Annotated in this window: 15 protein-coding genes; 10 read left to right on the forward strand and 5 right to left on the reverse strand. The window is 71.4% G+C overall.

Going from position 1 to position 11,799, the window contains the following annotated elements; translation table 11 throughout:
* Positions 1-18 precede the first annotated feature (18 nt).
* On the reverse strand, positions 19-1,395 hold the full coding sequence (locus tag OM076_RS23600; protein WP_270042542.1) for an Ig-like domain-containing protein: 1,377 nt from the start codon (positions 1,393-1,395) through the stop codon (positions 19-21).
* Between the two features lie 44 nt (positions 1,396-1,439).
* Between OM076_RS23600 and OM076_RS23605 the strand changes: the two genes are divergently transcribed.
* The 7 genes from OM076_RS23605 (at position 1,440) to OM076_RS23635 (ending at position 6,811) form a co-directional block, all read left to right on the forward strand.
* Positions 1,440-1,628 carry a hypothetical protein gene (locus OM076_RS23605; protein WP_270042543.1) on the forward strand — a complete coding sequence of 63 codons (189 nt, stop codon included), beginning with the start codon at positions 1,440-1,442 and terminating at the stop codon, positions 1,626-1,628.
* 64 nt (positions 1,629-1,692) lie between these two features.
* Complete coding sequence (gene lon, locus OM076_RS23610; protein WP_270042544.1) at positions 1,693-4,077, forward strand: endopeptidase La; 2,385 nt, start codon at positions 1,693-1,695, stop codon at positions 4,075-4,077.
* A 22-nt stretch (positions 4,078-4,099) separates the two neighbouring features.
* The gene (locus tag OM076_RS23615; RefSeq protein WP_270042545.1) at positions 4,100-4,549 is read left to right on the forward strand and encodes a hypothetical protein; all 450 of its coding nucleotides are present in this window, start codon (positions 4,100-4,102) and stop codon (positions 4,547-4,549) included.
* A gap of 75 nt (positions 4,550-4,624) precedes the next feature.
* Positions 4,625-5,521 (forward strand): aldo/keto reductase, encoded by an 897-nt coding sequence (locus tag OM076_RS23620; protein ID WP_270042546.1) that lies wholly within the window; start codon positions 4,625-4,627, stop codon positions 5,519-5,521.
* On the forward strand, positions 5,521-6,108 hold the full coding sequence (locus OM076_RS23625) for an O-methyltransferase (protein WP_270042547.1): 588 nt from the start codon (positions 5,521-5,523) through the stop codon (positions 6,106-6,108). Before OM076_RS23620 ends, OM076_RS23625 begins: the two co-directional genes overlap by 1 nt.
* A gap of 54 nt (positions 6,109-6,162) precedes the next feature.
* A complete protein-coding gene (locus tag OM076_RS23630; protein WP_270042548.1) occupies positions 6,163-6,465 on the forward strand; it encodes a hypothetical protein in 303 nt (100 codons plus the stop codon).
* Positions 6,466-6,475: 10 nt separating this feature from the next.
* The gene (locus OM076_RS23635; protein WP_270042549.1) at positions 6,476-6,811 is read left to right on the forward strand and encodes a hypothetical protein; all 336 of its coding nucleotides are present in this window, start codon (positions 6,476-6,478) and stop codon (positions 6,809-6,811) included.
* A 7-nt stretch (positions 6,812-6,818) separates the two neighbouring features.
* On the opposite strand, the gene OM076_RS23640 is transcribed toward OM076_RS23635, so the two are convergent.
* Positions 6,819-7,754: an AraC family transcriptional regulator gene (locus OM076_RS23640; RefSeq protein WP_270042550.1), complete on the reverse strand. Its 936-nt coding sequence runs from the start codon at positions 7,752-7,754 to the stop codon at positions 6,819-6,821.
* A gap of 73 nt (positions 7,755-7,827) precedes the next feature.
* Here OM076_RS23640 and OM076_RS23645 point away from each other — a divergent pair, with 73 nt between their 5' ends.
* Complete coding sequence (locus OM076_RS23645; protein WP_372518074.1) at positions 7,828-8,649, forward strand: Rossmann-fold NAD(P)-binding domain-containing protein; 822 nt, start codon at positions 7,828-7,830, stop codon at positions 8,647-8,649.
* A complete protein-coding gene (locus tag OM076_RS23650) occupies positions 8,646-9,215 on the forward strand; it encodes a cupin domain-containing protein (protein WP_270042552.1) in 570 nt (189 codons plus the stop codon). The genes OM076_RS23645 and OM076_RS23650 overlap by 4 nt, the downstream gene beginning before the upstream one ends.
* Here OM076_RS23650 and OM076_RS23655 read toward each other — a convergent pair.
* Positions 9,156-9,629, reverse strand: coding sequence for an Lrp/AsnC family transcriptional regulator (locus tag OM076_RS23655; RefSeq protein ID WP_270042553.1), 474 nt, complete (start codon positions 9,627-9,629; stop codon positions 9,156-9,158). The genes OM076_RS23650 and OM076_RS23655 overlap by 60 nt on opposite strands.
* A gap of 70 nt (positions 9,630-9,699) precedes the next feature.
* Between OM076_RS23655 and OM076_RS23660 the strand changes: the two genes are divergently transcribed.
* The gene (locus OM076_RS23660; protein ID WP_270042554.1) at positions 9,700-10,104 is read left to right on the forward strand and encodes a DUF2000 domain-containing protein; all 405 of its coding nucleotides are present in this window, start codon (positions 9,700-9,702) and stop codon (positions 10,102-10,104) included.
* Between the two features lie 128 nt (positions 10,105-10,232).
* Here OM076_RS23660 and OM076_RS23665 read toward each other — a convergent pair whose 3' ends face one another.
* Together OM076_RS23665 and OM076_RS46285 are read right to left on the reverse strand one after the other, a co-directional pair.
* The gene (locus OM076_RS23665) at positions 10,233-10,616 is read right to left on the reverse strand and encodes a PGPGW domain-containing protein (protein WP_270042555.1); all 384 of its coding nucleotides are present in this window, start codon (positions 10,614-10,616) and stop codon (positions 10,233-10,235) included.
* Positions 10,613-11,785, reverse strand: coding sequence for a M23 family metallopeptidase (locus tag OM076_RS46285; protein WP_270042557.1), 1,173 nt, complete (start codon positions 11,783-11,785; stop codon positions 10,613-10,615). The genes OM076_RS23665 and OM076_RS46285 overlap by 4 nt, the downstream gene beginning before the upstream one ends.
* Positions 11,786-11,799: the final 14 nt, after the last annotated feature.

An 11,799-nucleotide genomic window follows, 5' to 3' on the forward strand; every position in this document is an offset into this window, starting at 1 on the left:
TGACGCCGCTGGAACCCCTTACCCGCGCAAACGGACAGTCGTTGGAGCCGCACCGCTCAGGGTCAGCGTCGCCGTCAGCGTGCCCTTGCGCGCGAGCGTGCGGCGGGCCGCGCTCGAGAGCTTCAGGACGATCGTCGCCCGCTTCCCGGGCTTGGAGCTGCCGCGGCCGGTGGCGATCGTCTTGCCGCCGGCCTTGAGCGTCAGGCGGTGCGCGCACGCCTTCGCGGCGGTCGCCGGGCACAGGACCGAGACGCTGTAGGCGCCCCTGCGCGAGACGCGCTTCGGGAGCCGGACGAGGGCGGCCGTCGTCGGCTTGGGCGGGGCTGCGGCGGGCGTGGGGGACGCCGTCGGGACCGGCGCGGGAAGCGTGATCGGGGTGGCGGTCGGCGACGCGGTCGGCTCGGCGGTTGCCGTCGCCGTGGCGGTGACGGTCGGGTCGGGTGTCGCGGTCGGCGGCGACGAGACGGTGGCCGTCGCGGTGACGGTCGCGGTGGCCGTCGCCGTCGCGGTGGGCGTTGCGGTCGCGGTCGACGTGGGCGTCGCCGTCGGCGTCGCGACGTGGTTGACGACCTCGAACTGCTGCGACTGCGTGACCGCGTTGCCGGCGACGTCGGTCGCGGTCACGCCGAGCGTGTGGACGCCGTCGGCGACCGCGGTCGTGTCGACCACCAGGGCGACCTGCCCGACGTGGACGCACTCGGCGTCCAGCGCGACGTCCCCGGTCGTGTCGGCCGGCGACAGCTCGGCGCAGCCGCCGAAGCTCGCGAGCGCCATGCCGGTGCCATCGATCGACGCGGCGGCGGAACGGAGCCCCACGCCGGCGTCGTTTGCGTGCACGTCGAGGTTCAGGACGCCCGCCGCCGGGCTGTGGGTCCCGCCGACGGCCATCTGTGGGGCGGCCGTATCCAGCACCGTCAACGCGAGCCGGCGCAGCTGGAAGCCGGCGCCGGCGAGGCCTACGCAGCGCGCCACGAGGCTCGCGTCGCAGCGCAGGCTCAGCGCCACCGAGTCGCCGGAGGCGGGGTAGGTGACGACACCGTCGAGCAGTGCGCCGGCCGACTCGCTCTCGAGCGCGCCGGCGGTGTACCCCGGCCCGCGGGCCTGGCGATCCAGGGTGACGGCGGTCAACGTGACGTTGGGCGGAATCCGTGCGATCAGCTTGGCCTCGGACTGGCCGTTCGGGTCAGCGCGCGTGAAGCCCGCGGTCAGCGCCGAGCCGGGCAGCGTGCAGCCACCCCCGAACTCGACGTCGAAGACCTGCGCGCGCAGGAACGCGCCGGAGCCCAGCGGCTCCCCGGCGGGGCCGTGACAGGCCCACAGCCGCACTTCTCCCGCGTGCGCGGGGGTGGCGAGCAGGAGGAACGCGAGGAGCACCAGTCCGGAAATCCGTTTCACCGGCGCAACGTAGCGGAGAGCGTGTTGGTTAGCATCGGGCGGCAATGCCTCAAGAGCGGGACCTCTTCGCCAACTTCGAGCGGATGCGGCGAGAGATGGACGAGCTGTTCGGCGACGTGCTCGATCGCGGACTCGCGCCGCGCCGCCGCGGCGGTTTCTCGCCCGCCGTCGACGTCTTCTACGCCAGCGACCCGCCACGGACGCCGACGCCACCTACGAGGACGGGATCCTGACCGTGGAATTGCCCCTCAGCCGGCCCGCGCGGCCGCGCACCGTCCCGATTCGCGCGACGGACAGATGAGCGCCGTCCTCGATGACGACGTGCCGGTCGCGCTCCCCGAGCACATTCCGGTGCTGCCGCTGCGCGACACCGTCACCTACCCGGACACGCTGACGCCGCTCGCGGTCGGCCAGGACCGCTCGATCCAGCTCGTCAACGACGTCCTCAGCGGCGACCGGATGCTGGTGATGCTGGGCTCCAAGGACCCGGACCTCGACACCCCCGGGCCTGACCAGCTGCACACCGTCGGCGTCGCGGGCGTCGTCGCGCGGATGCTCAAGGTCCCGGACGGCTCGCTGCGGATCCTCGTCCAGGCGGGCCAGCGGGTGCGGATCGACGAGTGGGTGGGCGAGGAGCCCTACCTGATGGCCAAGGTCTCCGAGCTGCCGGACGAGGTCGAGGAAGGCCCGGAGCTGACCGCGCTGATGCGCAACGTTCAGCAGACCTTCACGCACATCATCGAGGAGGTCCCCTACCTCCCCGAAGAGCTGCAGATGGCGGTCGCCAACCTCGAGGATCCGTCCGCGCTCGCGCACCTGATCGCCGGCGCGCTGCGGATCAAGGTCGAGGAGAAGCAGGCGCTGCTGGAGGAGACCGACGTCAGCAAGCGCCTGCGGCGGCTGAGCGAGGTGCTCGCGCGCGAGCTGGACATCGTCGCCATCGGCTCGAAGATCCAGTCGCAGGTCATGTCGGAGATGGAGTCCTCGCAGCGCGAATACGTCCTGCGCCAACAGCTGAAGGCGATCCAGGAGGAGCTCGGCGAGAAGGACCCGGCCGAGGCCGAGATGGACGACCTGCGCTCCCAACTGGCGGAGCTCGCCCTGCCCGAGGACGTGCGCAAGCAGACCGACCGCGAGCTCTCGCGGCTGGAGAAGCTCCCGCAGGCCGCGGCCGAGCACGGCGTCATCCGCACCTACCTGGAGTGGATCGCGTCGCTCCCGTGGGGCAAGCGCACGGAGGACAACCTCGACCTCGCCCACGCCCGCGAGGTGCTCGACGAGGACCACTACGACATCACCAAGGTCAAGGACCGGATCCTCGAGTTCCTGGCCGTGCGCAAGCTCATGGGTGGGCGGGGGCGGGATCCATCGGGCTCGTCGATCATGTGCTTCGTCGGCCCGCCCGGCGTGGGCAAGACGTCGCTCGGCAAGTCGATCGCGCGGGCGATGGGCCGCAAGTTCGAGCGGATCTCCGCCGGCGGCGTGCGCGACGAGGCCGAGATCCGCGGCCACCGGCGGACCTACATCGGGGCGATGCCGGGCACGATCATCCGCGCGCTGCGCGACGCCGGCGCCCAGAACCCGCTGTTCATGATCGACGAGATCGACAAGATGGGCGCCGACTACCGCGGCGATCCCGCCAGCGCGATGCTCGAGGTGCTCGACCCGGAGCAGAACTCGTCGTTCCGCGACCACTACCTCGACGTGCCGTTCGATCTCAGCGGCGTGCTCTTCATCACCACGGCCAACACGCTGGACACGATCCCGCCGCCGCTGCGCGACCGGATGGAGATCATCCAGCTCGCGGGCTACACCGAGGAGGAGAAGCTCCAGATCGCCAAGCGCTATCTGGTGCCGCGCCAGATCGAGCGTTCGGGGCTCAAGCGCTCGCAGGTCGCGTTCACGGACGCGGGGCTGAAGGCGATCATCTCCTCCTACACGCGTGAGGCGGGCGTGCGCAGCCTGGAGCGCGAGATCGCGTCCGCGTGCCGGAAGGTCGCGCTGTCGGTGGCTCTGGGGACGCACGAGCGCAAGGTGTCGGTGACCGCGCCGAAGGTCCGCGAGCTGCTCGGCCGCGCGCGGTTCCACTCCGACATGAAGCGGCGCACCGCCGAGCCGGGCGTGGCCACGGGGCTCGCGTGGACGCCGGTCGGCGGCGACGTGCTCTTCATCGAGGCGACCGCGATGCCCGGCAAGGGCAAGCTGACGATCACGGGTCAGCTCGGAGACGTTATGAAGGAGTCGGCGCAGGCAGCGCTCTCCTACGTCCGCGGGCATGCCGACCTGCCGGACGACTGGTTCGCGACCCATGACCTGCACGTCCACGTGCCGGCGGGTGCGATCCCCAAGGACGGGCCGAGCGCGGGGATCACGATGGCGACCGCGCTGATGTCGCTGGTGACGGGCCAGCCGGTGCGCGACGACGTCGCGATGACCGGCGAGCTCACGCTGACCGGGCAGGTGCTGCCGATCGGCGGCCTGAAGGAGAAGGCGCTGGCGGCGCAACGCGCGGGTGTCCGGCGCATCCTGGCGCCCTCGCGCAACGAGGCGGACCTCGACGACATCCCCGAGGCACTGCGCAAGAACCTCGAGTTCGTATGGGTCGAGGAGATCGGTGACGTGTTCGATGCCGCACTCGTCAACGGCCGACCTGGGTATGCTCGGCCGAGACCACGCATTTGAAAGCGAGTTGAGCGAGGGAGCGATGGCGAACAAGAAGGTGCAGAAGGCCGGGAAGGCGGCTCAATCAGCCCGCTCCAACCCGTACGTCCAGAAGCTGATCGAGGACGAAGAGCTTCGACAGAACATCGTCCAGGCGTACGAGTCGGCTCGCGACGCGTATGGGCGGCTGAACACCGGGAAGAGCCCCGCCAAGCAGATCTTCGATGACAAGAAGCTGCAGAAGCACGTCAAGGACGTTGCCGGCAGCGTTCGCGATGTCAGCGTCGGCCTCTACGAGGCGCCGGCGAAGCAGAAGAAGCGCGGCGGCGGCCTCGGCCGTCTGATCCTGCTCGGCGTCGTCGGCGGCGCTGTCGCCCTCGTTGTCTCCGAGGGTCTGCGCAAGAAGGTGCTCGACGCGCTGTTCGGCGCCGAGGAGGAGTTCGAGTACACCTCGACCACCTCTACGCCGACTCCCGCCGGCACCGCAGCCTGATGAAGCCGGCCTTAATTCTCTAGGTCTTGGAGGGCGCCCACCGGGCGCCCTCTTTCGTTTCGTAGGGTGTCGGGCATGGACCTCGACGTGTACGGCCTCTGCCTCGGCGGCAACGTCTTCGGCTGGACCGCGGACCGCGAAGCGTCGTTCGCCGTCCTCGACGCCTACGTCGAAGCGGGCGGGAACTTCATCGACACCGCCGACACCTACATGCGCCCGAACATGGGCATCTCGGAGACGATCATCGGCGAGTGGATGACGGCGCGGTCCAATCGCGACTCGCTCGTCATCGCCACCAAGGTCGGCTCCGACGGCGGGCTCGGCGCGGCCAACATCGCTTCGCATGCGGTCCAGTCGCTGGAGCGCCTGCAGACCGACCGCATCGACCTCTACTACGCCCACAAGGACGACGGGGACGTGCCGGTCGAGGAGACCGTCCGCGCGTTCGACGCGCTGGTCCGCGAGGGCCGCGTGCTGCACGTCGCGATGTCCAACACGACCGGCGAGCGGCTGGCGGAGTCGCTGGAGTTCGCGCAGCGCGAGGGGCTGGCCGCCTACGAGTGGCTGCAGCCGCACTACAACCTGGTCGAGCGCGCCGGCTACGAGCAGGAGTTCGCGCCGGTCGTCTCGCGGTTCGGGCTCGACGTCGCGCCGTACTACGCGCTCGCTTCGGGGTTCCTCACGGGCAAGTACCGAGCGGGGTCGGCGAACGGCGACTCGCCGCGCGCGTCGAAGGCCGCTTCCTACCTGGATGCGCGGGGCGAGGCCGTCCTGGCGGCGCTGGACGAGGTCGCCGCCGAGCACGAAGTCCCGGTCGCGGCGGTGGCCATCGCCTGGCTGCTGACCAAGCCGGGCGTGACCGCGCCGATCGCCAGCGCCCGGACGGTCGAGCAGCTGCAGGCCGTGCTCCCGGGCGTCACGCTCGCGCTGAGCGAGGATCAGATCACCCGACTCGACGAGGCCTCAGCCTGATGGACGCCACCCGCCAGACCTTCCTGGACGAGCTCTACGCGCACGGCCGCGCACACGACGAGCAGCGCGAGGACCGCCTGCAGCGCCTGCGCAACGTGGAGCCCGAGACCGCCGAGCTGCTCGGCGTGCTCGTGCGGGCCATGAGCGCCACGCGGGTGCTCGAGGTCGGCACCTCCAACGGCTACTCGACGATCTGGCTCGGCGACGCCGCCGAAGCCGTCGGCGGCAGCGTCATCTCGCTCGAGATCGAGGCCGACCGGACCGCCCAGGCCGCGAGCAACCTGACCGAGGCGGGCGTGAAGGAGTTCGTCGACCTCCGCACCCAGGACGCCGCGGAGGCGCTCGCGAGCTTCGCCGACGCCGCCTTCGACCTGATCTTCCTCGACGCCGAGCGCCCGCTGTACGCGGGCTACTGGCCCGACCTGATCCGGATCCTGCGCCCGAACGGCCTGCTCGTCGTCGACAACACGCTCTCGCACGCCAAGGACCTCGTCGAGTTCTCGGAGCTCGTGTACGCCTCAGAGCAGGTCACCTCGACCCTGTTGACGGTGGGCGCCGGGGTGCTGCTGATCGTCAAGTCGACCTAATTTCAGGGCGCCGTTCCGATTGTCGCGGGCGGCGGCGGGGCGTACGGTCGGGGCATGTTCCGACCCCTCATCGTGGGCGCATTGTGCGCTCTGGCCGGTCTCATGCTCACGCCGGCGAGTCACGCCGCGACCCGCGCCTGCGGGCTGACGGCGCGCATCGACGGCGTCCGCTACGACGTCCGCGAGACGCGCGGGAACGTGGCCTGCCGCACCGTCAAGCGGGTCGTCACGACGTTCCTGCGCGACGACGAGGTGGCCTCACCCTGGACGTGCTTCCGCGGCCACGGCGCTTCGCCGTACGCGGCGTCCTGCGCGCGCGGCAAGAGCGTGGTGGTGCGGGTGTACGCGCCGACGTAAGGTCTAGGGCATGGCCCTGAGCAACGAAGCGCTCGAACGCGAGCTCGCCAACGACCTCCAGACGCTGGGCGACCTGATCCACGACGAGTCGTTCTACCCCGAGCTCTACAAGAGCCTCGCAGGCGTGCCGTGGTCCCGCGACGACTCGCACATCGCCCTCAGCTGGAAGAAGACCGAGGAGCTGCTGAACGAGGTCCGGGCGCGGCACGACAAGCCGAAGCTGCGGCTGGCGCAGACCGGCGGCGAGGGCGAGATCTCCCCGCGCGTCGCGGACGCGCTGGAGCCGCTGGGCTGGACGCCGGGGGCGGCCACGCCGCGCCACGACGACGCGCACATCGACAGCTGAGCGTTCGTCAGGCCGCGGTCAGGCGGTACTGCTTGGGGCTGATCCCGCGCAGGCGCTTGAAGGCGGTCGAGAGCGCGAACGGGCTGCCGTAGCCGACCTTCGCCGCGACCGAGCCGACGGTCGCGTCGGGCTCGAGCAGGAGGTCGGCGGCCAGCGCGATCCGCCAGCCGGTGAGGAACGCCATCGGCGGCTCACCCACGAGGTCGTTGAAGCGGCGGGCGAGCGCGGCGCGGGACACGCCGGCGCCCTTGGCGAGCTCCTCCACCGTCCACTGGTGCGCGGGGTCCTGGTGCAGGGCCTTCAGGGCGGGGCCGACGATCGGGTCCGCGGACGCGCGGTACCAGCCGGGCGCCTCGGCCTCCGGGCGGGCGAACCACTCGCGCAGGACGGCGATCAGGAGCAGGTCGAGCAGGCGGTCCAGCACGGCCTCCTGGCCGGGCAGGTCCTTGACGATCTCGTCGGCGAGCAGGCCGATCAGGGGCGTCTCCCACGCGTCGCCTCCGAGCGTGAGCAGCGGCGGGAGCGCGCGCAGCAGGCGCCCGCTGACCTCGCCTTCGAGCTGGTAGGTGCCGGTCAGCATCACGGTCTCGCCGTCGGCGCTGTTGCCCCAGTTGCGGGTGCCGAGGAAGTCCATCAACTTGAGCTCGAGGCCGTCCGGCGTGCGGCACTCGCCGCCGGGGAGGATCACGGCCTGCGGCGGCGTGTCCGGCGCGTCGGCGACGAGGTACGGGTCGGGCCCGCGGGTGATGGCGACGTCGCCGGCGCGCAGCCAGGTCGGCTCACCGCCCACGGGGACGATGCACGCGCCGCCGCGGACGATCGCGACGAGCGTCAGCGGCGCCTCGTCCTCGATCCGCAGCGACCACGGCGGGTCCATCGTCGAGCGCAGCAGGAACGCGCCTCGCGCACGGGGGCCGTCGAGCAATCCGGCGACAGCGTCCATGCCACGAACTGTAGACGATGACGCATGAACTCGCGCAATCCAGCTATGGAACGTCTACGTGATCGCGAGTTCAATGCCGGTCATGAGCACTTACACCTTGGTTCTGGGCGGCACGGGCAAGACGGGTCGCCGCATCGTGGCGCGGCTGCAGGCGCAGGGCGTCGAGGTGCGCGTCGGCTCGCGCTCGCTGCCCTTCGACTGGTACGACGCGACGACCTGGCCGGGCGCGCTCGAGGACGTCGAGACCGCGTACATCTCGTACTTCCCCGACCTCGTGGTCGAGGGCGCGCCCGAGCGCGTCGGCGCGTTCGCGCGGCTCGCCGCCTCCAAGGGCGTGCGCCGGCTGGTGCTCCTCTCCGGCCGCGGCGAGGCCGAGGCGCAGCGCGCCGAGCAGGAGGTGATCGCCGCGGGCACCGAGTGGACGGTCGTGCGCTGCAGCTGGTTCGCGCAGAACTTCAGCGAGGCGTTCCTGCTCGACGGCGTCCTCGCGGGTGAGATCGCGCTGCCGGCGGGCGACGTTCCGGAGCCGTTCGTCGACGCTGAGGACATCGCCGACGTGGCGACCGCCGCGCTCACGCAGGACGGCCACCACGGCGAGATCTATGAGCTCACCGGGCCGCGGGCGCTGCGCTTCGAGGAGGCTGCCGCGGAGATCGCGGCGGCGATCGGGCGCGAGCTGCGCTTCGTCTCCGTGCCGGGTGAGGCGTTCCACGCCGGCATGCTGTCGGCGGGTGTGCCGGAGGACGAAGCCGTGCTGGTCTCGTGGCTGTTCCGCGAGGTGCTCGACGGGCGCAACGTGGAGCCGCAGGACGGCGTGCGTCGCGCGCTGGGGCGGGCGCCGCGGGACTTCGGCGAGTACGCGCGGGTCACCGCCGCTTCGGGGGCGTGGGCATGATCCTCCCGGGCGACAGCATCGAGAACCCGGTCACCGGCGAGCGCTTCGAGTTCATCCACACCGCGGCCAGCACGGGCGGCGAGCTGCTGGCGTTCGACTTCGCGCTGCGACCGGGCGGCAAGGTCCCGATCCCGCACGTGCACCCGATCCAGACCGAGCGCTTCGAGGTCATCTCCGGCTGCGTGCGCTTCCGGCTCGGCCGGCGCACCTTCGTGGCGGGTGCGGGCGAGGTCGTCGAAGCGCCGCCCGGCGTCGCCCACGGGTTCGGCAACGCGGGTCGCGGCGAGGCGCGGATGCGCGTCGAGGTCCGCCCCGCGCTGGCGATGGAGGACATGTTCGCCGAGGTCGTCGCGCTCGCCGAGGCGGGCAAGCTGACGCGCCGCGGCCTGCCGCGGAACCCGCTCACGCTGGCCTCGCTGGCGCGCCGCTACGACCAGGAGGCGCACGCGCCGCTGCTCACCGTCGGCGTCCAGCGGCTCCTGCTCGCGCCCTTGGTCTGGCTCGGCTCACGCGTCGAGCGCAAGCGGCTCGAGCACCGTGCGCCGAATGTGCTCGTACACCACTGACGTGTTGACGTCGGCGACCTCCTCGCGCTCCGTCAGGCGATCGATCACGAAGGCGTAGAGCGCGTCGGTGTCCGGCACCGCGACGTGCAGCAGGAAGTCCGCCGAGCCGGAGACGACGAACACGCCGACGATCTCGGGCAGCGTCGAGACCCAGTTGCGGAAGGCCTCGACGATCTCGCGCCGCGGCGGCCGGAGCGTGATCGCGGTCAGCGCTTGCACATGGCGGCCGAGCGCGCCGTAGTCGACGTCGGCGTGGTAGCCGCGGATGACGCCGTCGGCCTTCAGGTTCCGGACGCGCTCCGACGAGGTCGAGGGGGAGACGTGGACGGCGGTCGCGAGGTCGCGGTTGCTGGTCCGTGCATCGTCCTGCAGGACGTCGAGAATCGCCCAGTCCGTCGCATCAAGTCGTGGCATTCGCGTAAGTCTCCGTTGATCGTGCGGAGTTCGGCGTGTTTGTCCGCAGCTGTGCTCTCATTGTGACGCGATGACGAACGGAACGCGATGCGTGGTGGTGGTCGACGAGGCGCTCGCGCCCGGGCTGGCGGCGAACGCCGCCGCGGTGATGGCGCTGACCCTCGGGACCAAGGTGCCGGCGCTGGTCGGCGAGGAGTTCGTGGACGGCGCGGGCGAGCGCCACCCGGGCCTGATCACGACCGGTCTGCCGGTCCTGCGGGCGGCGGCCGACGCGCTGCCGGACCTCCGCGCCCGCGCGCTGCAGGCCGAGGTCGGCGTGATCGGCTTCCCGCGCTCGGGCCAGACGACGACCGACTACGAGCATTTCCGGGCGCTGGTCGCCGAGACCGACGCGCCCGACTACCTCGGCCTCGCGTTCTACGGCGACGGCAAGACCCTCCGCCGCCTCACCGGCAGCCTCGGCCTCCTCCGCTGAAGATAAACCCCACCTAAGGGGCCAGACCCCTTAGGTTCCCTTTAGGTGGCCGAGCGCGGCGCAGAGCCAATCAACGCCGCGATCCGAACCTAAAGCGCGGATAAGGGGCCAGACCCCTTAGGTGGGGTTTAGGTGTAGGGGACGACCGGGATCTCCCACAGGATCGACGCGACCACTGCGGCGACCACGGCCAGGGCGATCGCCACGCCGACCATGATCCGCTGGAAGCGGGTGGTCTCCTTGGCCGACTGCTTGGCCTGCTCGGCCTTCTCCAGCGCGGTCTCCAGCGCCCGCCCCGCCCAGGCGAACTCGAGCGACAGGATCGCCAGCGCGACAGGGATCACCGCGAGTGCCGGGCCCGGGAGGACGAGCATCGCGACGCCCGCGAAGAGCAGCGTGAAGCCCGCCGCCGCGATCAGCACGCGCAGGTAGAGCGGGCGGCTCGCGTGCACCTCGCGCTGCGCGCGCATGCGCTCCACCAGCGTGGGCTTCGGCGCGTCTTCGGTGCTCATCCTTCTCCTATGAAGTCGCGGACCTCGACGAGCGCGCCGGGGCGTTCGGCGGTATCGGTGAGGGCGGCGCCGGCGCGCTTCTGCCAGGCGACGAGGAACGGGTTGGGATCGACGGCCTTGCCACCGTCCGGGTGGATCTCGAAGTGCAGGTGGGGCGGGGTCGGTTCAGCGTCCCCCGTGTTACCCACATAGCCGAGGATCGTCCCGGCCTCGACGTGGCGCCCATCGACCGCGGCGGGGGAGAACGACGCCAGGTGCGCGTAGAAGAACTGATCGCCGCTGTCGGCGTAGACCCAGAGGCGGTTGCCGGAGATCGGGAGCGACCCGACGTTGGCCAGCTCCCCGTCGGCGACCGCCACCACCGGCGTGCCGAAGTCGGCGAAGAGGTCGTTGCCCTCGTGGAACCCGGTGTCGGCGCGGAAGGCGCCGAACGGCCCGCCGATCGTCGTCTTGCCACCGACCGGGAAGACGAAGCGCGTCGTCATCAGGCGCTTCTTCCACGCGGGCGTGGTGTTCTTCGGCTTCGGCGTGGCGGTCGGCTCGGGCGTGGCGGTCGAGGTGGGTGCAACGGTCGGCGTCGCCGTCGCCGTCGCGGTGGCCGCGGGCGTGCCGGCGGGGCCGGCGCTCGCGGAGACGTCGGCGACCACGACCGTGGTCCCGGCCGGGAACCCGTTGAGGTCGTCGGTCAGCGTGACCGTCAGCCCCGCCCCGTCCTTGTTGACGACGGCCTTGCCGGCGTCGAACGTGTACGTCTTCGTGCTCGACACCGAGCCGATGTCGTCTTCGCCCAGCACCAGGTCGCGCACCGTGCCGCGGTACTTCACGCCCGAGGCCTTGGCGCTCGCCGTGCGCGAGACGAGCGAGGCGGTGACCGCACCGCCGAAGAGCTCGATGTCGTCGGCTTCGGCCTGCGCCAGCGCGGTCCCGTCACTCGACGAGGTCGAGAGGCTGTAGAAGCCGTCGCCGAGCACGATGCCCTTCGGGAGCTTGGTGGGAATGCTCCCGCTCGTGGACCCGCCACCGGAGACGTGCTTGGCCGAGACGCGCCCGAGGTCGCCGGAGACGACGGCCGCCGCGGCCTTCGCGGGCGCCTGCGCGGGAGCGGCCGTCACCAGCGTGGCCGCCGCCACACCCACCGCGACGACCACCCCGAGAAGCCGAATGCGCACCTTGTGAGTGTGCC

It is taken from the genome of Solirubrobacter ginsenosidimutans (genome assembly GCF_027587205.1).